Source organism: Mycobacterium sp. IEC1808, from assembly GCF_002101935.1.
In the GTDB taxonomy this organism is placed as follows: domain Bacteria; phylum Actinomycetota; class Actinomycetes; order Mycobacteriales; family Mycobacteriaceae; genus Mycobacterium.
Window position 1 is genome coordinate 121,937 of sequence record NZ_LQPV01000017.1, and the last position, 26,348, is coordinate 148,284.

Sequence of the window (26,348 nt, forward strand, 5' to 3'; positions counted from 1 at the left end):
GTTAGCCGAGCGCCGCGCGCAGCGACGCGACCGCGTCGTCGATCGAACCGACGGTCGAATAGCCGGCGGCCAGCCGGTGGCCCCCGCCGCCGAACTCAGACGCGACGGCCGCCAGATCAACCTGCGCCTTGGCCCGCATCGACACCGACCAGTGTTGCGGGTCGACCTCCTTGAACACCGCCGCCACCTCCGCCTGCTGGGTGGTGCGGACGATGTCGACGATGCTCTCGACTTCCTCGGCGCGCGAGCTGATCCAGTCCCGGTGCTCGACGACCGCGTACACCAGCCCACGGCCGCCGGCCGCGTCCGGCACCAGTTGCGCCGAGCCCAGCACCCGCGACAGCAGCGGCAGCCACCCGAACGGGTGGGTGTCCATCAGCGTCCGGCTGACCGCGGCGTTGTCGACGCCGAGGTCGACCAGCCGGGCCGCCAGCCGAAGCGCCCGGGCGCTGGCCCAGCGGAACGATCCGGTGTCGGTGGTCAGGCCGGCGTAGATGCAGTGGGCGACGTCGCGGTCGATCGGCTCGCCCCACTCATCGAGGATGTCCGCGATCATCATCGTCGTGGAGTCCGCCGACACGTCGATGAAGTTGGCGCTGCCGAACAGATCGTTGGAGGCGTGGTGGTCGATGACCAGCGACGGGCGGCCCGGGCCGGCCAGGTCGCTCAGCTCCCCGAGCCGCTTGACGCTCGGAACGTCAACGGTCACAACCAGATCGACGTCGCGGCGCAGCTCGTCCGGGCGCACCAGCAGCTCACAGCCGGGCAACGAGGCCAGCGACTCGGGCAGCGACGCCGGCGCGGCGAAGCTGACCTCGACGCGCTTGCCGCACCGGTCCAGCACCAGCGCCAGGGCCAGCCCCGCGCCGATGGTGTCGGCGTCGGGGTGGACGTGGGCGATCACCGCGATCGACTCGGCGCGCGACAGCAACTCGACGGCGCCGCCGGCGTCGACACGTGCCCCGATCCGCGGGGCACTGGCCAGGTCAGTCTTCGGGTCGATCGTCGTCACCGGCGTTCCCGTCGCTCGCGTCCCCAGCCCCGCTTACCCGGTACGGATCGGCCTCCCCGGCCGGCTTGGCACCCGAGCGAACCCGCGCGAGATCGGCGTCCGCGGCGCGGGCACGCTCCAACAACTCGTCCATCCGCTGCACGCTGTCGGCCGTCGTGTCGCGGGTGAACGTCAGCGTCGGCGTGAAGCGCACGCCGGTGCCCGCCCCGACCTTGGTGCGCAGCGCGCCCTTGGCCCGCTCCAGCGCGGCCGCCGCGGCGGCATAGTCGGGCTCGTCGTCCAGCGTGCGGCCCATCACCGTGTAGAACACGGTCGCGTCGTGCAGGTCGGCGGTCACCTTCGCGTCGACGATGGTCACCCCGTCCAGGCCCGGATCCTTGATCTCGAACTCGATCGCCGAGGCGACGATGGTGAAGATCCGTTTGGCCAACCGGCGCGCCCTTGCGGGGTCCGCCATCAGCCGCGTTCCTTCTGCACCAGCTCGTAGGACTCGATGATGTCGCCTTCCTTGATGTCGTTGTAGCCCAACGTCATACCGCATTCGAAGCCCTCGCGCACCTCGGTCACGTCGTCCTTCTCGCGGCGCAGCGAGGTGATCGTGAGGTTGTCGGCGACCACGATGTTGTCGCGCAGCAGCCGGGCCTTCGCGTTGCGGCGCACCACCCCCGAGCTGATCATGCAGCCGGCGATGAGGCCGACCTTCGAGGAGCGGAACAGCGCCCGGATCTCGGCGCGGCCCAGCTGGTTCTCCTCGTAGATCGGCTTGAGCATGCCGCGCAGGGCCTTCTCGATCTCGTCGATCGCCTGGTAGATGACCGAGTAGTAGCGGATCTCCACGCCCTCGCGGTTGGCCAGCTCCGTCGCCTTGCCCTCGGCGCGCACGTTGAACCCGATGATGATCGCGTCCGACGCCGACGCCAGGTTGACGTTGGTCTCGGTGATGCCGCCGACGCCGCGGTCGATGACGCGCAGCGCCACCTCGTCGTCGACCTGGATGCCCATCAGGGCCTCCTCCAGCGCCTCGACGGTACCGGCGTTGTCGCCCTTGAGGATCAGGTTCAGCTGGCTGGTTTCCTTCAGCGCCGAGTCCAGGTCCTCCAGGCTGATCCGCTTGCGCGAGCGGGCCGCCAGGGCGTTGCGCTTGCGGGCGCTGCGCCGGTCGGCGATCTGCCGCGCGATGCGGTCCTCGTCGACGACCAGGAAGTTGTCACCGGCGCCGGGCACCGACGTGAACCCGATGACCTGCACCGGCCGCGACGGCAGCGCCTCCTCGACGTCCTCGCCGTGCTCGTCGACCATGCGGCGGACGCGGCCGTAGGCGTCGCCGGCCACCACCGAGTCGCCGACCCGCAGCGTGCCGCGCTGCACCAGCACCGTGGCGACCGGCCCGCGGCCGCGGTCCAGGTGCGCCTCGATCGCCACGCCCTGCGCCTCCATGTCGGGGTTGGCCCGCAGGTCCAGGGCGGCGTCCGCGGTCAGCAGCACCGCCTCCTCCAGCGCCTCGATGTTGGTGCCCACCTTCGCCGAGATGTCCACGAACATCGTGTCGCCACCGAATTCCTCTGGGACCAAACCGAATTCGGTGAGCTGCCCGCGGATCTTCTGCGGGTCGGCGCCCTCCTTGTCGATCTTGTTCACCGCCACCACGATCGGCACGTCCGCGGCCTGCGCGTGGTTGATGGCCTCCACCGTCTGCGGCATCACGCCGTCGTCGGCGGCGACCACCAGGATCGCGATGTCGGTCGCCTTGGCACCGCGGGCACGCATGGCGGTGAACGCCTCGTGACCCGGGGTGTCGATGAAGGTGATCAGCCGCTCGGTGCCGTCCAGGTCGACGGCGACCTGGTAGGCGCCGATGTGCTGGGTGATGCCACCGGCCTCACCCTCGCGGACGTTGGCCTTACGAATCGTGTCCAGCAGCCGGGTTTTACCGTGGTCGACGTGACCCATGACGGTCACCACCGGCGGCCGGGTCTGCAGGTCCTCCTCGCCGCCCTCGTCCTCGCCGTACGTCAGGTCGAAGGACTCCAGCAGCTCGCGATCCTCGTCCTCGGGGCTGACGACCTGCACGACGTAGTTCATCTCGCTGCCGAGCAGCTCGAGCGTCTCGTCGCCGACCGACTGGGTGGCCGTCACCATCTCGCCGAGGTTGAACAGCGCCTGCACCAGCGATGCCGGGTTGGCGTCGATCTTCTCGGCGAAGTCGGACAGGGACGCCCCGCGCGCCAACCGGATGGTCTCGCCGTTGCCGTGCGGCAGCCGCACACCACCGACGACCGGCGCCTGCATCGAGTCGTATTCCTGGCGCTTCTGCCGCTTGGACTTGCGGCCGCGCCGGGGCGCGCCGCCGGGGCGGCCAAACGCGCCGGCCGCGCCGCCGCGCTGTCCCGGGCGGCCACCGCCGCCACCGCCGGGACCGCCGGGACGGCCCCTGAAGCCGCCCCCGGGCGGGGCGCCGACGCCGCCGGCACCGCCGCGGTAGTTGCCGCCACCGCCGTCGGAGCGGCCGCCGGGCCCACCGGGCCGGCCGCCGCCGGGTCGCGGGGCGCCGGGCCGGGCCGGGCGGCCCTGACCCGCGGCACCGCCGGGCCGGGGCGGCATGCTGCCGGGCGAGGCGCCCGGCCGCGGCGCGCCGGGCCGGGGCGCCCCGGGACGGGGGGCCGGCGGGCGCGGGATGGGCCGGTCGACGGGTTGCGCCGACGAGAACGGGTTGTTGCCGACTCGGGGCGCGCGCGGCTTGGGTATCGGGCCGGGCCGCGGGCCCGGTGTCATGCCGGGCTGCGGGGCCGGGTGGGCCGGCTGTCCCGGTGTCGGCGCCGCCGGTTGCCCGGGCTGGGGCCGCGGGGGCGCGGGCGTCGCCGCGGGCGCTTCGGCCGTCGCGGCCGGGGCGCTCTGCGGGGCGGCGGGCTTGGCGGGCGCCGCGGTCGCTTCGCCGTTTCCGGCGGGCTTGCTGATCGCCTTGTCGAGGGCTCGATCAAGGGATTTGTCGAGCGACTTGGCGGGTGCCTTGGTGGCGGCCGGCTTGCTGCCGCCGAAGGACTCGCGCAGCCGGCGGGCTACCGGCGCCTCTACCGTCGACGATGCGGATTTGACGAATTCGCCCTGTTCATTCAGTCGGGCGAGGACTTCCTTACTGCTGACACCGAGTTCCTTGGCCAACTCGTGTACGCGGGCCTTACCTGCCACTACATCTCCTGTCTATGAGGCGACAGCAGTGGGCCGCGCGCCTCGGGTTTAGCTATGACGCATTGTCATCGGGACTTCACGGTGTGCTCATGTTCTTTGCTGCCTCTTCTGTTGCCGGGCGAATCGTGCACTGCCAAGTGCTCGACCACCGCGGATGTGTCCAGTGGACCGGTGATGCGCAACGCTTTGGTGAAAGCCCGCCGCCGAATCGCCTGTTGTGCGCACTGTGGCGCGGGATGCAGCCATGCACCCCGCCCCGGCAGGCTACTCCTGTCGTCAACGATCGCGGCGTATTCGCCGTTCCCCGTCGACACAGCCACCACGCGAAGCAGTTCGGCGGCCAGCTCTCGCTTTCGGCACCCCACACACGTTCGCACGGGGCCCGGAAGTTCGCGCTGGATCACGGCTCAGTCTAGCGTCACTTGACCGGAGGTCAGAACCGCCCGCGCGGGCCGGTTAGGTGAGGTCAGTGATCGTGTGCCACCGGGTGACCGGCGCCGTGGTCGGCGTGGCTCTCGGCGTGCCCCGGGGAATCCCCCCGAATGTCGATGCGCCACCCGGTGAGTCGCGCGGCCAGCCGGGCGTTCTGGCCCTCCTTGCCGATCGCCAGCGACAACTGGAAGTCGGGCACCACCACGCGGGCGGCCCGGGCCGTCTGGTCGATGACCGACACGGAGACCACCTTCGCCGGCGACAGCGCGTTGGCGACGAAGCGGGCCGGGTCCTCGTCGTAGTCGATGATGTCGATCTTCTCGCCGGAGAGCTCGCTCATCACGTTGCGCACCCGCTGCCCCATCGGGCCGATGCAGGCGCCCTTCGCGTTGAGGCCGGGAACGTTCGAGCGCACCGCGATCTTGGAGCGGTGCCCGGCCTCCCGGGCTACCGCCACGACCTCCACCGACCCGTCGGCGATTTCCGGGACTTCCAGCGAAAACAGCTTGCGGACCAGGTTGGGGTGGGTCCGTGACAGCGTGATCACCGGTTCGCGGGACCCGCGCGTCACGCCCACGACGTAGCAGCGAATCCGGTTGCCGTGCTCGTAGCTTTCGCCGGGGACCTGTTCGGCCGCGGGGATCACGCCCTCGGACGCCTTGGTCTCGCTGCCCATCCGCACCACGACCAGCCCGCGCGCGTTGGCCCGGCTGTCGCGCTGGATCACCCCGGCGACGATCTCGCCTTCGCGGGTGGAGAACTCCCCGTAGGTGCGCTCGTTTTCGGCGTCCCGGAATCGCTGCAGCATCACCTGTCGCGCGGTCGTCGCGGCGATGCGTCCGAAACCCTCCGGGGTGTCGTCCCATTCGCTGATGACGTTGCCGTCCTCGTCGGTCTCCCGTGCCATCACGCGAACGACGCCGGTTTTGCGGTCGATCTCGATGGTCGCGTCCATCTGATGGCCCTGGGTGTGCCGGTAGGCGGTGAGCAGCGCGGATTTGATCGTCTCGAGCAGCTCGTTGACCGAGATGCCCCGATCCACCTCGATCGCGTGCAATGCGGCCATGTCGATGTTCATGTTCCGGCCTCCGTCCTGTCCGGCCGCCCCGCCTCAGCCAATCCAGCCAGTTCCAGCTCCGCCCGGGCTGGTGGTGAAAACTCAACCTGCACAACGGCTTTCACGATTTCGGCGCGGGGGATCTCGCGTACGGTCCAGTCCCGGCCGGCGCGAACCACCAGCGTGACCGTGCCGTCGCGGGTTTCCCCGACCCGGCCGGTGAGCTGCGATCCGTCCGACAACGCGACCTCGACCTTGCGGCCACGGGCGCGGCGGAAGTGTTTCTCGCTGGTCAGCGGGCGGTCCACGCCCGGAGAACTGACCTCCAGCACGTAGCTGTCGCGGAAGGCGCCGACGATGTCCGAGCCGTCCAGCAAAGCCGACGCCGAACGGGACAGGGTGGCGATCGTGTCGAGGTCGAGGGGCTCGTCGCCGTCGGCGATCACGGTGATCCGCGGCGGACGCGCGCGGCCGTCGATGACCACGTCTTCGATTTCGTAACCGGCGCGCGCGAATTCTCCGTCGAGTAGCTCGATCACCTGCGTCTGCGAAGGTAGCCCGGTGGTCACGGCGAGCTCCTCATCTTGAGTTGTCCGGTCATCTGGCGGATGTCGCCACCCAGGTGGTTTCCGGGTGGTTTCCGGTGTCAGTCAGCTACCCACGATACGCCAGGAAACGCCCATAACGGCGTGATCGTGCGTGGTCACGGTCCTTGGACCGGCCCCCCTTCGCGCAATGGCAGGATGTTGCTGTGCCTAGCGCAGTACCGGTTACCAACCGGCGGGGTGTGCTCGCCGGCGCCGCAGCCCTTGCTGCGCTCGGGGTGGTCGCGTCCGCCTGCGGCGAACCGCAGCCGAAGCCGCCCGCCGTCGAAAACTTGTTGGGGCCGCTGGACCAGGCCCGCAAAGACAGCGCGCTGGCCGGGGCCGCCGCCACGGCCGTGGGTCTCGCGCCGCAGGTCGCGGCCGCGCTGACCGTCGTCGCGACCCAACGCGCCGCACACGCCCGCGCGCTGTCCACGGAGATCTCCCGGGCGGCGGGCAAGCTCACCGCGTCGTCGAGCGAGACCACGAGCCCCAGCCCCACCCCCACCGCGCCGCCGGGGCCGCCGCCGCCACCGCCGCCGGTGCCCGACGTGATCAACTCGCTGCGCGCGTCGGCGGAGAACGCCAGCCGGCTGGTGACGACGGAGTCCGGCTACCGGTCCGGGCTGCTCGCGTCGATCGCCGCGTCGTGCACGGCGTCCGCGACCGTGGCGCTGGTGCCCGGGGGGCCGTCGATATGAGTTCCGGCTCGATATGACAACAGGAAAAGACGCCGACAACGCGGCCCTGTGCGACGCGCTGGCCATCGAGCACTCGACGATCTACGGCTACGGCATCGTGTCCGCGCTGTCGCCGCCCAGCGTCAACGACATGGTGGTGGAGGCCCTGGGCCAGCACCGCCAACGCCGCGACGACGTGATCGCGATGCTGGCCGCGCGGAAGGTCAACGCGCCGGTCGCCGCCGCGGGCTACCAGTTGCCGATGCTGGTGGGCAGCCCGGCCGACGCGGCGCGGCTGGCGGCCCGCATGGAGAACGACTGCTCGACGGCGTGGCGCGCCGTCATCGAGCACGCGGAGACGGCGGACGACCGCGCGTTCGCATCCAACGCCCTGATGCAGAGCACGGTCATGGCCGCCAGGTGGAACCGCGTGCTGGGCGCCTGGCCCATCACGACCAGCTTCCCGGGCGGCAACGAGTAGTCCGCGCTACCGGTCCAGGGCCGCCACGATGTCGGTGGCCAGCGATTCGCCCACCGCGAGCTCGCGGGTCCCCCCGCCGAAGCGATCCCGCAACTCGACCACCCCGTCCGCCCAGCCCCGCCCCACCACGACGATCCGCGGCACGCCCAGCAGCTCGGCGTCCTTGAACTTCACCCCAGGCGACGCCTGGCGGTCGTCGAGCAGCACCTCGAGACCCAGCCGATCCAGATCGTCGGCCAGCGCGATCGCCCCAGCGCGGGCTTGGTCGTCCTTGTTGGCGATGACCAGGTGGACGTCGAACGGCGCCACGGCCGACGGCCACCGCAGGCCCAGCTCGTCGTGGTGCTGCTCGGCGATGACGGCCACCATCCGGGAGACGCCCAGGCCGTAGGAGCCCATGGTCAGGCGCACCGGCTTGCCGTCCTCGCCGAGGACGTCCACGGTGAAGGCGTCGGTGTATTTGCGGCCGAGCTGGAAGATGTGCCCGATCTCGATGCCGCGCGCGGACACCAGTGGGCCCGCCCCGTCCGGGGACGGGTCGCCGTCGCGCACCTCGGCGGCCTCGATGGTGCCGTCGGCCGTGAAGTCCCGGCCCGCCACCAGGCCGACGACGTGCCGGCCGGGCTCGTCGGCCCCGGTGATCCAGCTGGTGCCGTCCACCACCCGCGGGTCGACGAGATAGCGAACGCCGTTGTCCCGCAACGCTTTCGGCCCGATATAACCCTTCACCAGAAACGGGTACTTGGCGAAGTCGGCATCGTCGAGCAAGGCGTAGTCGGCCGGTTCCAGCGCCGCGCCCAGCCGCTTGTCGTCCACCTCGCGGTCGCCGGGCACCCCGACGGCCAGCAGCTCCCACTCGCCGCCGGGCTGGCGGACCTTGAGCAGGACGTTCTTCAAGGTGTCGGCCGCGGTGATCTCACGGCCCAGGTCGGCGCCGTTGGCCCAGGCGACCAGGGTGGCGATCGTCGGGGTGTCGCCGGTGTCGTGGACCACCGCCTCGGGCAGCCCGTCGATCGGGCGCGCCTCGGGGCGGGCGGTGACGACCGCCTCGACGTTGGCCGCGTACCCGGACTCCAGGCAGCGCACGAAGGTGTCCTCGCCGACTTCGCTCTCGGCCAGGAATTCCTCGGACGCGCTGCCGCCCATCGCGCCCGACACCGCCGACACGATGACGTAGCGCACCTGCAGCCGCTCGAAGATGCGCTGATACGCCTCGCGGTGCGCGTGATAGGCGGCCTTGAGCCCGGCGTCGTCGATGTCGAACGAGTAGGAGTCCTTCATCACGAACTCCCGGACCCGCAGGATGCCGGCCCGCGGCCGCGCCTCGTCGCGGTACTTGTTCTGGATCTGGAACAGCAACAGTGGAAAGTCCTTGTAGGAGCTGTACTCGCCCTTGACGGTCAGGGCGAAGAGCTCCTCGTGCGTGGGGCCCAGCAGGTAGTCGTTGCCGCGGCGGTCCTGCAGGCGGAACACGCCGTCGCCGTACTCGGTCCAGCGGTTCGTCGTCTCGTACGGCGCGCGCGGCAGCAGGGCCGGGAACAGGATCTCCTGCCCGCCGATCGCGTTCATCTCGTCGCGGACGATCCGTTCGATCTTGCGCAGCACCCGCAGCCCGAGGGGCAGCCAGCTGTACAGCCCGGGCGCGACGGGCCGGACGTAGCCGGCGCGAATGAGCAGCTTGTGGCTGGGCACTTCGGCGTCGGCGGGGTCGTCGCGCAGGGTGCGCAGGAACAGCTCGGACATCCGGGTGATCACAGCGGGCCAGCCTAGCCAGTGGCGTGGGCCTGCCGAAAATCGTCGCCCCGTGTGCCCGGAAACTCAGCTTCTCCTCAGCGGCGCGCGATACGTTGACGCGCATGGGCACGTCCGTGACGGGCGGGGGCTCCGGTGACCGGAGCCGGCCCGTGCTGGCGACCTTGACCGCTCTGTATTTGCTCGAGCTGATCGGAATCCTTTGCGCCGCAACGGCTGTCGCGGTCCACAGCGCCGGATTGCCGACGCTGGCCCTGCTCGGGGCGGCGGCACTAGTGGGCTGGCACGCGATGCGGCTGCTGCAGGGCCGACGGGTGTTGGGCGCGGCCGGCCTGGCCGTTCAGTCGATTCTGCTGATCGGCGCGATCGCGCTGGCGACCCAGCGACCGGCCGCGGGTGTGGCGGGGGTGGTGGTGGTGGCCGGCGTGCTCGCGGCGTGGGGCCGGCTGGGCAGGCCGGCCCGTTCGGTCCAGCCGGTGACGGCGCCGGCCGAGGTCCCGAGCGGGCCGGACGGGGTCAGGCCGGGACTCGGCGGCGTCGTCCTGGTGCTCCTCACGTCGGCGCTGGTGTTGGCCGCCCTGTCCGTGCGCGGCGGAATCGTGATCGGGATGGTCGTGCTGGCGGTCATCTTCATTCCGCTCGAGCGGCTGTTCGCGCTGCGGCCGCGCCGGATTCTGCGGGCGGGATGGCGTACCGACCTGGTGCACTACCTGGTCAACGGGGCCGCGCTCAAGGTGGGGACCGTCGTCGCGGTGGTGCTGGTCGGCACCGTGCTGCGGGCCTTCGTCCCCCCGCCCGTCCGGTCCGCGATCGCCGCAAGTCCGGGCTGGGCGCAGATCATCGCCGCGCTGGCGATCGCCACGGTCGGTGGCTATGCGGGGCACCGTGCGGCGCATGAGGTTCCGCTGTTGTGGCGGTTCCACCGCGTGCACCACAGCATCCGCGAAATGGACTGGCTCGCCGCCAGCCACCTGCATCCGCTGGATCAGATCTTCATCCGCTCCTGCGCGGTGCTGCCGCTGTATGCGCTGGGGTTCGGTCGAATCAGCCTGGGCGCGTTCGTCGTGCTGACCACGCTGCAGGCGATTTTCATCCACGCCAATGTGCGGCTCACGTTCGGCCCGCTGAGGTGGGTGATCGCGACCCCGCAGTTCCACCATTGGCATCACGCCCGCGATCCCCGGGCGTACAACTCCAACTACGCCGGGGAGTTCCCGGCCGTTGACGCGCTGTTCGGCACCCTGTACCTACCCGCCCACGGCTGGCCCGCGCAGTACGGCATCGACGAGGGCGAACCCGCGGGATATTTGCGGCAACTGGTGTGGCCGCTGCGGGCGGGGTGACCGCGCGCGAAGACGCGAAAGTGCAACTGGCAACGCATTCCCCGAGTAAGACCGTCGCTGCCGGCACTCTCGCGGCGAGTTACGGGAGCTTAGAGCTCGCCGGCGTCGAGCGCGTCCTTGACCTCTTGCGCGTGGGCGACCTGCTCGGGGGTGTAACCGATGAGCAGCGCCGCGCCGCCCACGATGACGGCCACGCCGGCCACCCACAGCAGCCCGTAGGTATAGCCGTGGTCGAGGGCCTGCAACTGCGCGGCGTTCATGAACTTCACCGGGCCGTTGGTGCCGCCCAGGTACAGCGTGCGTGAGGTGATCACGGCCTGGATGACGGCCAGCACCAGCGGGCCGCCCAGGCTCTGCAGCATCAGCGCGATCGCCGACACGGGGCCGATCTGGTCGAAGCCGACACCGGCGATCGCCGACAGGGTCAGCGGGACCACGCAAATGCCGATCCCGATCCCGCCCACGATGATCGGCAGCACCAGGTTGGGGAAGTACGGCACGCCGCGGTGCATGAAAAGCGAGCCGTAGATCATCGCCCAGAAGAGCAGCAGCCCGCCGCCGATCGTCAGCACCCGCGGTGAGAACCGCGACACCAGCTGCGACGACAGACCGAGGCCGATGCCCATCGCGATGACGAACGGGATGAAGCCGACACCCGCCCGCAGCGCGCTGTAGCCGAGGATGTCCTGCACGTACAGGCCGATGCACACCGTCAGGCTGAACATGAGTCCGCCGGCCAGGAAGATCGCGGCGAACGTGACCAGCCGGTTGCGGTCGCGGAACAGCTCGAACGGGACGACGGGGTTCGCGGCGGTGCGCTCGACGACGATGAAGGCCAGGGCCGCCGCCAGGGCCACCGCGGCCGAGCCGATGGTGGTGACCGAGACCCAGCCCTTCTCCGGACCCATCGAGAAGGCGAAGACGGCGGCAGTGCAGGCCAGCGTGGCCAGCATGGCGCCGGTCGCGTCCAGCTTCATCCGCTCCCGGTTGGTTTCGCGCAGCGCGGTGCGGGCCAGGTAGATCATCACCAGCCCGATCGGCACGTTCACCAGGAAGGCCAGCCGCCAGGACAGCTCGGTCAGCGCGCCCCCGACGACGAGGCCCATCACGGAGCCGATCGCGGTCATCGCGGCGAACACGGCCGTCGCGGCGTTACGAGCCGGCCCCTTCGGGAAGGTGGTCGCCACCAGCGCCAGACCGGTAGGCGACGCGATGGCCGAACCGATGCCCTGCAGCAGCCGGGCGATGACCATGGTCGCCTCGTCCCAAGCGACCGCGCACAGCACGGAGGAGATGGTGAACAGCGCGACGCCGACGATGAACGTGCGCTTGCGCCCGATGGTGTCGCCGAGGCGACCACCCAGGAGCATCAGCCCGCCGAACGTCAGCACGTACGCCGTGATCACCCAGCTGCGGCCGGCGTCGGAGAGGCTCAGGTCGTTCTGGATCCTGGGCAGCGCCACGATGGCGATGGTGCTGTCCATGGTCGCCAGCAGCTGCATGCCACCGATCGCGATCACGGCCGCGATGAAGCGCCACGAAGGCAGCCACGTAGGCGAATACCTGCCGATACGTGAGGAGGCGGTCTCCGCCGGCGGCGTAGCGCGCACCGGGGCCGGACGATCGGGGCGTGCGGAGGTCCAGTTTTGGGCCGCGCGCTCTGCGTCGTTGAGAGCCGTCATAATGGGTTACCTTACAGTAATCTTAAGAATCTTTTAAACGCCGAACGCAGCTACGGCCCCGATCACGATGATCGCCGGAGGTCGGATCCCCTCGGCGCGGATCTTTTCCGGCGTGTCGGCGAGGGTGGCCCGCAACGTGTGCTGAGCTGCGGTTGTCCCGTGCTGGACCACCAACACCGGCGTATCCGCAGGTCGGCCGCCCTTCAGCAGCACGTCGACGAACTGCTCGATGCGTTCGACGGCCATCAGCAAAACAATGGTGCCCCGCATCGCGGCCAATGCATCCCAATTCACTAACGATTCGGGGTGGCCCGGCGCAACGTGCCCGCTGACCACCACGAACTCGTGATTTATCGCCCGGTGCGTGACCGGAACGCCCGCCAGCGCGGGCACGCCTATGGCACTTGTCACACCGGGCACCACGGTCACCGGAATTTCGGCTTCGGCGCATGCCAGCACCTCCTCATACCCGCGCGCGAAGACGAAGGGGTCCCCGCCCTTGAGGCGGACGACGAAGCTGCCGGATCGGGCCCGCTCGATCATGACGTGGTTGATCGCGTCCTGGGCCATGGCGCGCCCGTACGGGATCTTGGCCGCGTCGATGACCTCCACGTGCGGCGGCAGCTCCGCGAGCAGTTCCGGCGGCGCCAGCCGGTCGGCGACCACGACGTCGGCCTGGGCGAGCAGCCGCCGCCCGCGCACGGTGATCAGTTCGGGGTCGCCGGGGCCGCCGCCGACCAGCGCCACCCCGCCGCGCACCACGTCGGAGCTCTCGGCCGTGATGAGCCCCTGCTGCAGGGCCTCCCGGATGGCCGACCGGATGGCCGCGGACCGGCGGTGCTCGCCACCGGCCAGCACCCCCACCGACAGGCCCGCGTAGCTGAAGGTCGCCGGGGTGACCGCGGTTCCCTCGACGGCGATGTCCGCGCGGACGCAGAAGATCTGATTGCGTTCGGCCTCGGCGACGACGGCGGCATTAACCCGGGCGTCGTCGGTGGCCGCGATCGCGTACCACGCCCCGTCGAGGTCGCCGTCGCGGTATTCGCGCACCGACAGGACGATTCCGCTCATCGCCTCGACGGCCGGGGTGGCGGTGCGCGTGATGACGTGTACGTCGGCGCCGCTGGCGATGAGCAGGGGCAACCGGCGCTGGGCGACGGTCCCGCCGCCGACCACGACGACCTTCTTGCCGGCCAGCCGCAGCCCGGCCAGGTAGGCGTTGTCGGTCACGCGGCAAGCCTAAGGGGTCGTGCATGGCCGGCCGGCGCGCGCGACGAAGCGCGCCACGGCGCCCGGCGCGGCGGCCGGGTGGGTGTGCAGGTACGACGCGTGCACGCCGGCGCGCACGGCGCCGTCGGAAACCGCCTGGACCTGATCACCCTGGTACACCCACGCCGGCTGGTAGCTCTGGGCGAAAGTCACTGCGGTCCGGTGGAATTCGTGCCCGACCACCCGCTCGCCGACGGAATACAGCGGCGAATCCACCACCGCGACGGCCTCACGGTAGGCCAGCGTGAGGTGCGGCGTGAAGTGCGCCGACCCGGCCAGCACCCCGCACATCGGTTGCCCGTCGAGCTCTGAGGCCAGGTAGATCAGCCCGGCGCATTCGGCGTGCACGGGCCCGCCGGCGGCGGCCAGCTCGTTGATCTGGCGGCGGACAACCTCGTTGGCGGACAGCTCCGCGGTGAACTGCTCGGGAAAGCCGCCGGGCAACAGGACCGCGTCGGTGCCGTAGGGCAACGCGTCGACGAGCGGGTCGAACTCGGCGACGTCGGCGCCGGCGGCGCGCAGCAGCTCCGCGTGCTCGGCGTAGGCGAAGCTGAACGCCTTTCCGGCCGCCACGGCGACGGTCGCGCGTGCGGCCGGCACCTCGCCCACCGCCGCGGCGGGGTCCCACGGCGCATCGGCGCAGCCGCAGCGGGCGGCCGCCACCACGGCGGCCAGATCGACGTGACGGGCGACCAGCGCGGTCATCGCCTGCACCGCGTCGTGCGCGCGGTGCCCGTACTCCACGGCCGTGACGAGCCCGAGATACCTTGTGGGCAGCTCCAATTCGGCGGTACGCGGGATGGCGCCCAACACCGGGACGCCGGCCTGCTCGCAGGCCTGTCGCAGCACCTGCTCGTGGCGGGGCGACCCGACCCGGTTGAGGATCACGCCGCAGATGCGGGTGGCCGCGTCGAAGGTCGAAAACCCATGCAGCAGCGCGGCGATGCTGTGACTCTGGCCGCGCGCGTCGACCACCAGGATCACCGGGGTGCCCAGCAGGCCGGCGACGTGGGCGGTGGAGCCCGCCGCGGGCGCGGTCGTTCCGATGCGCCCGTCGAAGAGCCCCATCACGCCCTCGATGACGGCGATGTCCGCGCCGCCGGTCCCGTGCGCATACAGCGGGCCGATGAGCCGCTCCCCCACCAACACCGGATCGAGGTTGCGGCCGGGGCGCCCGGCGGCCAGGCCGTGGTAGCCGGGGTCGATGAAGTCGGGGCCGACCTTGAACGGCGCGACGGCATGGCCCGCCGCGCGCAGGGCACCGATCAAACCCGTTGCGACGGTGGTCTTTCCGCTTCCCGACGCCGGCGCGGCGATGACCACCGCGGGGACCGGCGTCATCGCCCCACCCGGTGCCGCGAGCGCGCGCAAATTGACACCGAATACGGCGTGTCGCCGTACAAACACGCGCCCTCGTGGCGGCTCGCGGGGACGCTCACCACTCGATGCCCTTCTGCCCCTTGCGGCCCGCATCCATCGGGTGTTTGACCTTGGTCATCTCGGTGACCAGGTCGGCGGCGTCGACCAGCCGCTGGGGGGCGTCGCGGCCGGTGATCACCACGTGCTGGCGGCCGGGCCTGGCCAGCAGGGCGTCGACCACGTCGTCGACGTCGACCCAGCCCCACTTGAGCGGATAGGTGAATTCGTCCAGCACGTAGAAGTCGTGGCGCTGCGCGGCCAGCCGGCGCGCGATCTCGGCCCAACCGTCGGCCGCGGCTGCCGCGGGGTCGATTTCGCTGCCGGCCTTGCGCGTCCACGACCAGCCGGCGCCCATCTTGTGCCATTCGACTGCTCCGCCGGCGCCGTCGCGGTCGTGCAGCTCGCCGAGCCGGGCGAACGCCGCCTCCTCGCCCACCTTCCACTTCGCGCTCTTGACGAATTGGAACACGGCCACCCGCAGGCCGGCGTTCCACGCCCGCAACGCCATGCCGAATGCCGCCGTTGACTTTCCCTTGCCCGCACCGGTGTGCACCGCCAGCACGGGCGTGTTGCGGCGCGCCCGGGTGGTCAAGCCGTCGTCGGGCACTTCCAGCGGTTTCCCTTGTGGCATGGGGGCTCATCCTCGCTCAGGCCGCGCCGCGCACGGCGCGCGTCAGGTGATCGGCGCGCAACTGCTCGAGCCGCACCGCCGGCGCGCCGAGCTGATCCGCGAGTTGGCGGGCCAGCCCCAGCCGCACGTAGGACGTCTCGCAGTCCACGACCACCGCCGCGGCGCCTTCGGCGAACAGCCGCGCCGCCGCGATTCGGCTGCGCCCCAACGGGTCCGGCCCGGCGGTGGCCCGGCCGTCGGTGAGCACGACCACCAGTGGGCGTCGCGCGCGGTCGCGCGACTTTTCCCGGATGATCAGCTCGCGCGCGGCCAGCAGGCCCTCGGCCAGCGGGGTCTTGCCGCCGGTGTCGAAGCGGGCGAGTCGCCGTCCGGCGATGTGCGCCGAGGATGTCGGTGGCAGCAACAGCCGGGCCTGCTGTTGGCGGAAGGTGATCACCGCGACCTTGTCCCGGCGCTGGTAGGCGTCGCGCAGCAGCGACAGGGTGGCGCCGCTCACGGCGGCCATGCGATCGCGGGCGGCCATCGAGCCCGACGCGTCGACGACGAAGATCACCAGGTTGCCTTCGCGCCCTTCGCGGATGGCGCGGCGGACGTCCTGCGGGCCGGGCCGCAGCGGACCCGTTCCGGCGCGCTCGGCGGCCGCCATCAGGGTGGCGAATAGGTGCAGCCCGTGCGCGCCGGGGGCGGTGTCGCCGCCGTCGGTGGCGGCCACCACCATGCCGGAAGTGTTGCGCGCCCGCGACCGCCGTCCCGGCGCGCCGTCGCCGACGCCGGGCACCGTCAATGCCCGGGTGCGAAACGTCGCCGACGGCGGCGCGCTGGGTTTCGTCGACGATCGCGGCTTCGAATTCACTTGCGGTTCAGGCGCTTCGGTGGCCTGCCCGCCCCCGGGCGGGTCGGGATCGGGCTCGGGGTCTTCGGAACCGGCTTGCGCCAGGGCCTCGTCCAGCTGGTCGCGATCGATGCCGGGCTCGTCGAACGGGTCGCGGCGGCGCCGGTGCGGCAACGCCAGCTCGGCCGCCACCCGGATGTCCTGCTCCTCGACGGCGGTGGCGCCGCGCCACGCGGCGTGCGCGACCGCGGTGCGGGCCAGGACCAGGTCCGCCCGCATGCCGTCGACGTCGAACGCCGCGCACAGGGCGGCGATGCGCCGTAATTCGTTGTCCGGCAAGGCCACCTGGTCGACGAGGGCCCGGGCCGCGGCGATCCGGCGGGCCAGTTCCGCGTCGGCGTCGGCGTAGCGGGCCGCGAACGCGTCCGGGTCCGCCTCGTAGGCCATCCGCTGCCGGACCACCTGCATCCGCACGTCGACGTTGCGCGACGCGTGCACGTCGACGGTGAGGCCGAACCGGTCCAGCAGCTGGGGACGCAGCTCGCCCTCCTCCGGGTTCATCGTGCCGATCAACACGAAGCGCGACTCGTGCGAGTGGGAGATGCCGTCGCGCTCTATGTGCACCCGTCCCATCGCGGCGGCGTCGAGCAACACGTCGACCAGGTGGTCGTGCAGCAGGTTGACCTCGTCGACGTAGAGCACGCCGCCGTGGGCGCGCGCCAGCAGCCCCGGGGAGAACGCGTGCTCGCCGTCGCGCAGCACCCGCTGCAGGTCCAGCGAGCCGATGACGCGGTCTTCTGTTGCGCCGAGCGGCATTTCGACCAGCCCGGCGTCGGAGCTCCCGGTCGCTGCGGACAGCAGCGCCGCCAGCCCGCGCACGGCCGTCGACTTGGCGGTGCCCTTCTCGCCGCGGATGAGCGCGCCGCCGATCTCCGGGCGCACGGCGCATAGCAGCAGGGCCAGCCGCAGTTGGTCGTGCCCGACGATCGCACTGAACGGATACGGCTTCACGGCGCCTCCGCCAGACCGGAGCCGGGCCTCACCATCGGGATGTGCGGGATGCCGTCGTCGACGAAATCGTCACCGGCCCGGACGAATCCGTGCTGGGCGTACATGTCGGCCAGGTATGCCTGGGCGTCGATCCGGCACGGATAATCGCCGACCTCGGCCAGCGCGGCGCGCAGCAGCCGGGTGGTGTGGCCCTGGCCGCGGGCGCTGCGTTTTGTGCACAGCCGCCCGAGCCGAAAGGCCTTCTCGCCGCCGGCGTGCTCCTCCATCAACCGCAACGTGCAGATCACCTCGCCGTCGGGCGTTTCCAGCCAGAAGTGCCGCGTTTCGGCGAGCAGGTCGCGCCCGTCCAGCTCCGGATAGGGGCAGGCCTGCTCGACGACGAACACCTCCACCCGCAGCTTGAGCAACTCGTAAAGGGTCGCGGCGTCAAGGTCTTTCGACCAGGCGCGGCGCAGCGCTTCGCTCATTGGCGCCACTCTCCCCCGCAGGCGGGAGGTGCCCCCACCCCATCGCTTCGTCCCCCGCAAGCGGGAGGTGCCCCCACTGCATCGTCGCCGGCGCGACTCACGATGCCTCCAGCCCCAGCGCCTTGGTCCCCCACGACCAGACGTCCTCGAACAGCGCGGGCTCCCGGGACAGCTCCGTCCCCAGCGACGGCACCATCCCCTTGAGCGCCGGCAACCACGAGGCATACCGGTCGGCGAAGCAGCGCTGCAGGACGTCGAGCATGGCCGGCACCGCGGTCGACGCCCCCGGGGAGCCGCCCAACAGGCCGGCGATGCTGCCGTCGTCGGCGCTGAGCACGGTGGTGTTGAAGTCGAGCGCCCCGCCGCGGCGCCTGTCGCGGCGAATCACCTGAACCCGCTGGCCGGCCACCGTCAGCTCCCAGTCCGAATCGGTTGCGGTGGGCGCGAATTCCCGCAGCGCGCGCACCCGGTCGGGCTCGGAGAGCCGCAACTGGCCGATCAGGTAGTTGAGCAGCGTCAGCTGGGTGGCCCCGACGCCGAGCATCGACACCAGGTTGTCCGGCTTGACCGAGCGGGGCAGGTCGGTGAAATGACCGTGCTTCAAGAACTTCGGCGACCAGCCGGCGAACGGCCCGAACACCAGCCACGACTTGCCATTGACGAAGCGAAGGTCGAGATGCAGCGCACCCAGCGGCGGCGCGCCCGGCGCCGGGGCGCCGTACACCTTGGCGCGGTGTGCGGCGGTGAGCGCCGGGTTGTCGGCGCGCAGGAACCGGCCGCCGATCGGGAAGCCGGCGTACCCCCTGACCTCCTTGATGCCCGACTTCTGCAGCAGGGGCAGCGCGTCTCCCCCGGCGCCGACGAACACGAATTTGGCGTTCAGCCGGCGCCTTTCGCCCGTGCGGCGGTTGCGCACCAGCAGCGTCCAGCTGCCGTCGGATTGGCGGGTCAGGTTGCGGGCCTCGTGACCGAACAGCGCCGTCGCACCGCCCCGCACGCAGTAGCTGACGAGTTGTCGTGCCAGCGAACCGAAGTCGACGTCGGTGCCGTCGGCGGCCCAGTTGAGCGCGGTCGGCTCGGAGAAGTCACGTTTGGCCGCCATGAACGGCAGGCGCCGGGCGAACTCGTCGGGGTCGTCGATCAATTCGGTGCGCGCGAACAGCGGGTTGTGGGCCAGCGCGCGCTGCCGCCGCCGCAGGTAGTCCACGCGCTGCGCCCCGCGCACGAAGCTGGCGTGTGGGACCGCGTTGAGGAAGCCGCGGTCGGTCAGGATGCCGTTCTCGACGGCGTACGCCCAGAACTGGCGGGTCACCTGGAACTGCTCGTTGATGCGGACGGCTTTGGTGATGTCGATCGAGCCGTCGGGGTTCTCCGGCGTGTAGTTCAGCTCGCACAGCGCGGAGTGCCCGGTGCCGGCGTTGTTCCAGGGGCTGCTGCTCTCGGCGGCGACGGCGTCTAGCCGCTCGATCAGCGTGATCGACCAGTCGGGTTCCAGCCGACGCAGCAATGCGCCCAGCGTGGCGCTCATGATGCCCGCACCGACCAGCACGACGTCGGCGCGTGCGGTTCTGGCTGGGCCTGACACCGTCCCAGGTTATCCCGGGCCTATCAGGAGCTAACGACGTGCGGCCCACCCGCAACCGGCAGAACATTTAAGCTGGCCTCGTGACTGGCGGGGCGACTGGCTGGGTGCCCGATGTACTCCCCGGCTATTGGCAGCGCACGATCCCGCTCGGGCTCGACCCCGTCGGCGAGGGCGAGATCGTGGCGACGCTGGTCCGCCGCGGCGAGCCGTCGGACGCGCGGCACGCAGTCCTGGCCGTGCACGGCTACACCGACTACTTCTTCCACACTGAGTTGGCGGATCGCTTCGCCGAGCGTGGCTTCGCCTTCTACGCGCTGGACCTGCAGAAGTGCGGCCGATCGCGCCGCGACGGCCAGACCCCGCATTTCATCACCGACCTGGCTCACTACGACGCCGAACTCGAGCACGCGTTGGCGGCCATCCGCGAACCCGGCCCCTCCGGCCGGCGAGCCAAGGTCCTGGTCTACGGCCATTCCTCCGGCGGGCTCATCGTGCCCCTGTGGCTGGACCGGCTGCGCCGGCGCGATCCCGCGGCGCACGCCGGCGTCGGCGGCCTGGTCCTCAACAGCCCGTTCCTCGACCTGCACGGCCCCGCGGTGCTGCGCCACTCGGTGACCGCGGCGGTGATCGCCGGCCTGTCCCGGGTGAAGTCGAAGGGCGTGGTCCGCGGATCCACCGAAGGCGGCTACGGCACCACCCTGCACCGTGACTACCACGGCGAGTTCGACTACAACCTGCAGTGGAAGCCGCTGGGCGGCTTCCCGATCACCCTCGGCTGGTTGCACGCCATCCGCCGCGGCCAGGCGCGCCTGCACCGCGGGCTCGACGTCGGCGTGCCCAACCTGATCCTGCGTTCCGACCGCACCGTGCGCGAAACCAACGACCCGGCGTCCATGCAAACCGGCGACGCGGTCCTCGACGTCACCCAGATCGCCAAGTGGGCGGGGTGCATCGGCAATCGCACCACCGTCGTCCCGGTGCCCGACGCCAAACACGACGTGTTCCTCTCGCTGACCCAACCGCGACGCACCGCTTATCGAGAACTGGACCTGTGGCTGGACCACTACCTCGGCAGCCAAAACAGCCCCGCGCCGGCGTCCCCGGGGAAGGGGTGACGGCCCGAGCATGGAAACATACGACATCGCGATCATCGGAACCGGTTCGGGCAACACCATTCTGGACGACAGGTACGCCGGCAAGCGCGTCGCCATCTGCGAGCAGGGCACCTTCGGCGGCACCTGCCTCAACGTCGGGTGCATCCCGACGAAGATGTTCGTCTACGCCGCCGAGGTCGCGGCCACCGTGCGCGAGGCGGGCCGCTACGGCGTCGACGCGCACATCGACGGGGTGCGCTGGGACGACATCGTCTCGCGTGTCTTCGGGCGCATCGACCCCATCTCGATGAGCGGCGAGGAGTACCGGCGCTCGTTGCCCAATGTCGATCTGTACGAACGGCACACCCGGTTCAGACCGGTCCAATCCGACGGGCGATACCTGTTGCGCACCGACGCGGGCGAAGAATTCACCGCCGATCAGGTGGTGATCGCCGCGGGCTCGCGACCGGTGATCCCCTCGACCATTCTTGCGTCTGACGTGCACTACCACACCAGCGACACCATCATGCGCATCCCCGAACTGCCCGAGCACCTGGTGATCATCGGAAGTGGTTTCGTGGCAACGGAGTTCGCGCACGTGTTTTCCGCACTCGGCACCCGGGTCACCCTGGTGGTCCGGGGCTCCACGCTGCTGCGCCACTTCGACGACACGATCTGCAAACGGTTTACCCGCATCGCCTCGCGCAAATGGGAGCTGCGCACCCACCGGATGGTCGCTCGCGCCGCCAACCGCGGCGCCGGCGTCGCCCTCGAGCTCGACGACGGCTCCACCCTGAACGCCGACGTGCTGCTGGTGGCGACAGGCCGGTTGCCCAACGGCGACCTGCTGGACGCCGAGCAGGCCGGTATCGACGTCCAGAACGGCCAGGTGGTGGTCGACGAATACCAACGCACCTCGGCGCGCGGCGCTTTCGCGCTCGGCGACGTCTCGTCGCCGTACCAGCTCAAGCACGTCGCCAACCACGAGGCCCGCGTCGTGCAGCACAACCTGCTGTGCGACTGGGACGACACCGAGTCGATGGCGGTGACCGACCACCGATTCGTGCCGTCTGCGGTGTTCACCGATCCCCAGCTGGCGACCGTCGGCCTTACCGAAAACCAGGCCATCGCACGCGGATTCGACATCTCGGTCGCCGTCCAGGACTATGGCGACGTCGCCTACGGCTGGGCGATGGAGGACACCACCGGCATCGTCAAACTCATCGCCGACCGCAACACCGGGTGCCTGTTGGGCGCGCACATCATGGGCCACCAGGCGTCGTCGCTCATCCAGCCGTTGATCCAGGCGATGAGCTTCGGGCTGACCGCCCCGGAGATGGCGCGCGGGCAGTACTGGATTCATCCGGCGCTGCCCGAGGTGGTCGAGAACGCGCTATTGGGCCTGGGCTAGCGGCGATCGTGCTGGCACTGCGGGCACAGCCCGTGCAGCGTCAGGCCGGCGGCCTCCGACAGCGCGAAGGAACTGCCCGCCATCGCGTGCTCGAGGGCCGAGCTCAGCTGCCGGGCGGGCACCTCGATGATCGAGCCGCACCGCGTGCACACCGCGTGGTGGTGGGGGGCGGTGGCCAGGCCGTAGGTGGTCACGCCGCCCTCCAGGGTCAGCGCGTGCAGCACGCCCTGATCGACCAGCGTCGTCACGGTGCGGTAGATCGTCGCCACGTCGGGCGGCTGGGTGCCGGGCGGCAGGCACGCGCGCACCCGCTGGTGGATCTCCGCCACCGGCAGGTGCCCGTTGACCGGCTCGAGCACCGCCAACACCTGGATCCGCGACGCCATGCGCCGCAGCCCGTGGGCCCGCAGGAGGTCACCTATCCGTTGGGTGACGGCCGGGTCCAGCGCCGGGGACTTGGGCGTCATGTTCCCAGTGTCGCGGCCGACACCCGGGATTGCCAGTTTTCACCGCGCCGGCTCCTGCAATCCACTTGCACTTGGCTCGCGGCCCCTCCTAGTGTCGTGATGGTGGCCAGCAAGCTTCGAAGCGCGTTGGCGCCGGCGGAGTGGTGGCGGCTGGGATCGATGCTGGCCGTGATCGCCGCGCTGCACCTGATCGGCTGGGGCACCCTGGTTCTGCTCGTCGATCCGGCGCGACTCAGCGTGGGGGGCAAGGCTTTTGGCGTCGGCGTCGGCCTGACAGCCTACACCCTCGGCATGCGGCACGCCTTCGACGCCGACCACATCGCCGCCATCGACAACACCACCCGCAAGCTGATGAGCGACGGGCAGCGCCCGCTTGCCGTCGGCTTCTTCTTCTCGCTGGGCCACTCCACGGTGGTGTTCGCGCTCGCGCTGCTGCTGGCGACCGGGGTCAGGGCCGTCGTCGGACCGGTCGAGGACGACTCCTCGACGCTGCATCACTACACCGGCCTGATCGGCACCAGCGTGTCCGGCGTCTTCCTCTACCTGATCGCGGCCCTCAACGTCGTCGTGCTGATCGGCATCCTGCGCGTGTTCGCGCGCCTGCGCCGCGGTCACTACGAGGAAGCCGAGCTCGAGCAACAGCTGCACAACCGCGGGCTGATCAACCGGTTCCTCGGCCGCGTCACCCGATCGATCACCAAGTCCTGGCACCTCTACCCGGTCGGGCTGCTCTTCGGGCTGGGTTTCGACACCGCCACCGAGATCGCGCTGCTGGTGCTGGCGGGCACCAGCGCCGCGGCCGGCCTGCCGTGGTACGCCATCGTGTGCCTGCCGGTGCTGTTCACCGCCGGCATGTGCCTGCTGGACACCATCGACGGATCGTTCATGAACTTCGCCTACGGCTGGGCGTTCGCCAGCCCGTTGCGCAAGATCTACTACAACATCACCATCACCGGGCTGTCGGTGGCGATCGCGCTGCTGATCGGGACCGTCGAGCTGCTCGGGCTGTTCGCCGGCCAGCTGGGCTGGCGGGGCCCCTTCTGGCAATGGCTGGGCGGCCTCGACCTCAACGCCGTCGGCTTCGCCGTCGTCGGCATCTTCGTGCTCACCTGGGCGGTCGCCCTGCTGGTGTGGCGCTACGGGCGGTTCGAGGAAAAGTGGGCGCCCTCAGCGGGGGCCGAGTCCGCAACTTAGCCAGTGGTGGTTGATTGCCGGCGGGCGCGGTAGTCTTCACCCCGCAGCTGGTTTGCCAAGGGCCTGTAGGCCCGAGGCATCGAGCGGTGTGCGCTAGGTGCAGGCGCATCGTGAGAGGGAACCCGGTGGAAATCCGGGACTGTCCCGCAGCGGTAAGCAGGAACGACCGCCGTCATCGGCACTGGTTCGCAGGAGGTCTGCGACTGGGAAGCGACGGCCAGTAGGTACACCTTCGGGTGGGAGCCTGTGAGTCCGAAGACCTGCCAGTTGTGCCGGGCGCGCCGCGTCCGGCGCGCGTCGCCTCGTGGATTGGGCGGATGGCTGCACGATATTGGGAGGCGCCCCGCGGGCGCGCGTTGTCCCAGTCGTTCGGCGACGTCCTCAAGGGTGACGAGCATCCCGCCGCATTGAAGGACGTCATCACATGGCACCCCTACCCTTTAGCGCCACCATCCTCGGCGCTCCCCGCATCGGCCCGAACCGCGAGCTCAAACGCGCGACCGAGAAGTATTGGGCCGGCGACATTCCCCGCGCCGCGTTGGAGTCGGTTGCCGCGGATCTCCGTCGCGCATCGCGCGCCGCGCTCGCTGCCGGCGGACTGGATTCGATCCCGGTCAACACCTTCTCCTATTACGACCAGGTGCTGGACACCGCCGTCCTGTTTGGTGCGCTACCACCCCGCGTCGCATCGATCGAGGATGACCTCGACCGATATTTCGCGGCGGCCCGTGGCACCGCGACGATCGCCCCGCTGGAGATGACGAAGTGGTTTGACACCAACTACCACTACATCGTGCCCGAGATCGGGCCAAATACCACATTTTCGTTGCACCCCGAGAAGGTGCTACACGAACTCAAAGAGGCTCAGGCTCAAGGTATTCCGGCCCGACCGGTGCTGGTTGGCCCGATCACGTTCCTTGCGTTGAGCAAGGCGGTGGACGATGCCGGACCGCCGATTGGACGCCTCGACGAGTTGGTGGCGCTGTACGTAGAGCTGTTGGCACTGTTGGCCGATGCTGGCGCCAGCTGGGTGCAGCTCGACGAGCCGATCCTGGTGACAGACCAACTCGATAACGCGGCCGAACATGCCGAGCGCGTCTACGCGGCGCTGGCGAGCGCCGCGCGCCGTCCCGCGATTTTTGTCGCGACCTATTTCGGTGCGCTCGACGGTGCGCTGCCGGCCTTGGCCCGCACGCCGGTGGAGGCGATCGGAGTCGATCTGGTGGCGGGCGGTGCCCAGGCGGTCGCCGCGGTTCCCGAACTGGCTCACAAACTCTTGGTGGCCGGCGTCGTCGACGGCCGCAATATCTGGCGCACCGATCTCGAGGCTGCGCTCGGCACGTTGGCGTCCCTATTGGGTGCGGTGGCCTCACTGGCGGTGTCCACGTCATGCTCGACGTTGCACGTCCCGTACTCGCTGGACCCGGAGGACGGCCTGGACGACGCGCTGCGTACCTGGTTGGCGTTCGGCGCCGAGAAGGTCTTCGAGGTCGCCACGCTCGCGGTGGGGTTGCGTGATGGCCGCGAGGCGATCGCCGCGGAGATCGAAGCGTCCCACTCTGCCGCAGCCTCCCGCGCGCGCGACCCGCGCTTGCGCGTGGGCGAGATTCGGGCGCGTCTGGACTCTGTGCTGGCTGCTGGCGTGCACCGTGGCCCAGCTCCGCGGCGGCGCGACATCCAGAACGCTCGCCTGCACCTGCCGCCCCTGCCGACGACGACCATCGGGTCCTATCCGCAGACGCCGGCGATCCGCAAGGCCAGGGCAGCGCTGCGGGCCGGTGAGATCGACAAGGCCGAGTACGAACGGCGGATGAAAGCCGAAATCATCGACGTCATCGCGCTGCAGGAGGAACTGGGCCTCGATGTTTTGGTGCACGGCGAGCCCGAGCGCAACGACATGGTGCAGTACTTCGCCGAGCAGCTCGAGGGCTTCTTTGCCACACAGAACGGGTGGGTGCAGTCCTACGGCACCCGCTGCGTGCGGCCGCCGATCCTCTACGGCGATGTCGTGCGGCCGAAACCGATGACGGTCGACTGGATCACCTACGCCCAGGCGCTGACCGACAAGCCGGTCAAGGGCATGCTGACGGGCCCGGTCACCATCCTGGCGTGGTCGTTCGTGCGTGACGATCAGCCGTTGGCCGACAGCGCCAATCAGGTCGCGTTGGCTATCCGTGATGAGACCGTGGATCTGCAGTCGGCGGGGATCGCGATCATCCAAGTTGACGAGCCGGCGCTGCGGGAGCTGCTGCCGCTGCGCGCGAAAGATAAACAGGCCTACCTGTTCTGGGCGGTGCGAGCGTTCCGGCTGGCGACCTCCGGGGTCGGTGACGCCACCCAGATCCATACGCATCTGTGCTATTCGGAGTTCGGTGAAGTGATCGACGCGATCGCCGATCTGGACGCCGATGTCACCTCGATCGAGGCGGCTCGCTCGCACATGGAGGTGCTCGACGACCTCAACGCCATCGGTTTCGCCAACAGCATCGGGCCGGGCGTCTACGATATCCATTCCCCTCGGGTACCGACGAAAGACGAAATGGTCGCGGCGTTGCGCAACGCACTTAATGCCGTTCCCGCCGAACGGCTTTGGGTGAACCCGGACTGCGGGCTCAAGACGCGCAGGACAGAGGAAGTGACGGAGTCATTGCGCAACATGGTCGACGCCGCGAAAGCGCTACGTAGCTAACGAAGTTGGTGTTGGGCCGGAATTGCGGACCCGGCCCAACACCGACACCGGTTAGGCGAGGACAATTCTC

Annotated in this window: 22 protein-coding genes and 1 riboswitch; of the genes, 7 read left to right on the top strand and 15 right to left on the bottom strand. The window is 70.2% G+C overall.

Going from position 1 to position 26,348, the window contains the following annotated elements:
• Position 1 precedes the first annotated feature (1 nt).
• From AWB92_RS11200 to rimP, 6 genes are all read right to left on the bottom strand, one after another.
• Positions 2-1,012, bottom strand: a complete 1,011-nt coding sequence (locus tag AWB92_RS11200) for a bifunctional oligoribonuclease/PAP phosphatase NrnA (protein ID WP_142282045.1) — start codon at positions 1,010-1,012, stop codon at positions 2-4.
• Positions 987-1,469, bottom strand: a complete 483-nt coding sequence (gene rbfA, locus AWB92_RS11205) for a 30S ribosome-binding factor RbfA (RefSeq protein ID WP_085185539.1) — start codon at positions 1,467-1,469, stop codon at positions 987-989. The genes AWB92_RS11200 and rbfA overlap by 26 nt, the downstream gene beginning before the upstream one ends.
• Complete coding sequence (gene infB / locus AWB92_RS11210; RefSeq protein WP_085185541.1) at positions 1,469-4,198, bottom strand: translation initiation factor IF-2; 2,730 nt, start codon at positions 4,196-4,198, stop codon at positions 1,469-1,471. Before infB ends, rbfA begins: the two co-directional genes overlap by 1 nt.
• Before the next feature lie 65 nt (positions 4,199-4,263).
• Positions 4,264-4,602 (bottom strand): YlxR family protein, encoded by a 339-nt coding sequence (locus AWB92_RS11215; RefSeq protein ID WP_193791397.1) that lies wholly within the window; start codon positions 4,600-4,602, stop codon positions 4,264-4,266.
• 62 nt (positions 4,603-4,664) lie between these two features.
• Positions 4,665-5,708: a transcription termination factor NusA gene (gene nusA, locus AWB92_RS11220; RefSeq protein ID WP_085185543.1), complete on the bottom strand. Its 1,044-nt coding sequence runs from the start codon at positions 5,706-5,708 to the stop codon at positions 4,665-4,667.
• A complete protein-coding gene (gene rimP, locus AWB92_RS11225) occupies positions 5,705-6,256 on the bottom strand; it encodes a ribosome maturation factor RimP (protein WP_085185545.1) in 552 nt (183 codons plus the stop codon). The genes nusA and rimP overlap by 4 nt, the downstream gene beginning before the upstream one ends.
• Positions 6,257-6,438: 182 nt before the next feature.
• Between rimP and AWB92_RS11230 the strand changes: the two genes are divergently transcribed.
• Both AWB92_RS11230 and AWB92_RS11235 read left to right on the top strand, forming a co-directional pair.
• Positions 6,439-6,972 (top strand): twin-arginine translocation signal domain-containing protein, encoded by a 534-nt coding sequence (locus AWB92_RS11230; protein ID WP_085185546.1) that lies wholly within the window; start codon positions 6,439-6,441, stop codon positions 6,970-6,972.
• Between the two features lie 13 nt (positions 6,973-6,985).
• Entirely contained in the window at positions 6,986-7,432 is a 447-nt protein-coding gene (locus AWB92_RS11235; protein ID WP_068186500.1) for a ferritin-like domain-containing protein, read from the top strand.
• Positions 7,433-7,438: 6 nt separating this feature from the next.
• Here AWB92_RS11235 and AWB92_RS11240 read toward each other — a convergent pair whose 3' ends face one another.
• Entirely contained in the window at positions 7,439-9,187 is a 1,749-nt protein-coding gene (locus AWB92_RS11240; protein ID WP_085185548.1) for a proline--tRNA ligase, read from the bottom strand.
• Between the two features lie 101 nt (positions 9,188-9,288).
• Between AWB92_RS11240 and AWB92_RS31035 the strand changes: the two genes are divergently transcribed.
• Complete coding sequence (locus tag AWB92_RS31035) at positions 9,289-10,527, top strand: sterol desaturase family protein (RefSeq protein WP_085185550.1); 1,239 nt, start codon at positions 9,289-9,291, stop codon at positions 10,525-10,527.
• Between the two features lie 89 nt (positions 10,528-10,616).
• Here AWB92_RS31035 and AWB92_RS11250 read toward each other — a convergent pair whose 3' ends face one another.
• From AWB92_RS11250 to mqo, 7 genes are all read right to left on the bottom strand, one after another.
• Positions 10,617-12,209 (bottom strand): MFS transporter, encoded by a 1,593-nt coding sequence (locus tag AWB92_RS11250; protein WP_068103572.1) that lies wholly within the window; start codon positions 12,207-12,209, stop codon positions 10,617-10,619.
• A 33-nt stretch (positions 12,210-12,242) separates the two neighbouring features.
• The gene (gene cobA / locus AWB92_RS11255; RefSeq protein ID WP_085185552.1) at positions 12,243-13,439 is read right to left on the bottom strand and encodes a uroporphyrinogen-III C-methyltransferase; all 1,197 of its coding nucleotides are present in this window, start codon (positions 13,437-13,439) and stop codon (positions 12,243-12,245) included.
• A 9-nt stretch (positions 13,440-13,448) separates the two neighbouring features.
• Positions 13,449-14,819, bottom strand: coding sequence for a cobyrinate a,c-diamide synthase (locus tag AWB92_RS11260; protein ID WP_085185554.1), 1,371 nt, complete (start codon positions 14,817-14,819; stop codon positions 13,449-13,451).
• Between the two features lie 94 nt (positions 14,820-14,913).
• The gene (gene cobO / locus AWB92_RS11265) at positions 14,914-15,528 is read right to left on the bottom strand and encodes a cob(I)yrinic acid a,c-diamide adenosyltransferase (protein ID WP_085185556.1); all 615 of its coding nucleotides are present in this window, start codon (positions 15,526-15,528) and stop codon (positions 14,914-14,916) included.
• 16 nt (positions 15,529-15,544) lie between these two features.
• On the bottom strand, positions 15,545-17,371 hold the full coding sequence (locus AWB92_RS11270) for a magnesium chelatase subunit D family protein (RefSeq protein ID WP_085185558.1): 1,827 nt from the start codon (positions 17,369-17,371) through the stop codon (positions 15,545-15,547).
• On the bottom strand, positions 17,368-17,838 hold the full coding sequence (locus AWB92_RS11275) for a GNAT family N-acetyltransferase (protein ID WP_068103567.1): 471 nt from the start codon (positions 17,836-17,838) through the stop codon (positions 17,368-17,370). The genes AWB92_RS11270 and AWB92_RS11275 overlap by 4 nt, the downstream gene beginning before the upstream one ends.
• Positions 17,839-17,935: 97 nt before the next feature.
• A complete protein-coding gene (gene mqo / locus AWB92_RS11280) occupies positions 17,936-19,423 on the bottom strand; it encodes a malate dehydrogenase (quinone) (protein WP_085185560.1) in 1,488 nt (495 codons plus the stop codon).
• 104 nt (positions 19,424-19,527) lie between these two features.
• On the opposite strand from mqo, the gene AWB92_RS11285 reads away from it, so the two are divergent.
• Positions 19,528-20,538 carry an alpha/beta hydrolase gene (locus tag AWB92_RS11285; RefSeq protein ID WP_085185562.1) on the top strand — a complete coding sequence of 337 codons (1,011 nt, stop codon included), beginning with the start codon at positions 19,528-19,530 and terminating at the stop codon, positions 20,536-20,538.
• A gap of 10 nt (positions 20,539-20,548) precedes the next feature.
• Complete coding sequence (mtr, locus tag AWB92_RS11290) at positions 20,549-21,928, top strand: mycothione reductase (RefSeq protein WP_085185564.1); 1,380 nt, start codon at positions 20,549-20,551, stop codon at positions 21,926-21,928.
• On the opposite strand, the gene AWB92_RS11295 is transcribed toward mtr, so the two are convergent.
• Positions 21,925-22,395 carry a Fur family transcriptional regulator gene (locus AWB92_RS11295; protein WP_085185566.1) on the bottom strand — a complete coding sequence of 157 codons (471 nt, stop codon included), beginning with the start codon at positions 22,393-22,395 and terminating at the stop codon, positions 21,925-21,927. The two genes, mtr and AWB92_RS11295, sit on opposite strands and share 4 nt — an antisense overlap.
• 102 nt (positions 22,396-22,497) lie before the next feature.
• On the opposite strand from AWB92_RS11295, the gene AWB92_RS11300 reads away from it, so the two are divergent.
• Both AWB92_RS11300 and metE read left to right on the top strand, forming a co-directional pair.
• A complete protein-coding gene (locus tag AWB92_RS11300) occupies positions 22,498-23,589 on the top strand; it encodes a HoxN/HupN/NixA family nickel/cobalt transporter (protein ID WP_241523429.1) in 1,092 nt (363 codons plus the stop codon).
• A gap of 78 nt (positions 23,590-23,667) precedes the next feature.
• Positions 23,668-23,872, top strand: a riboswitch (cobalamin riboswitch).
• A gap of 141 nt (positions 23,873-24,013) precedes the next feature.
• Positions 24,014-26,278, top strand: a complete 2,265-nt coding sequence (metE, locus tag AWB92_RS11305; RefSeq protein WP_085185570.1) for a 5-methyltetrahydropteroyltriglutamate--homocysteine S-methyltransferase — start codon at positions 24,014-24,016, stop codon at positions 26,276-26,278.
• Positions 26,279-26,348: the final 70 nt, after the last annotated feature.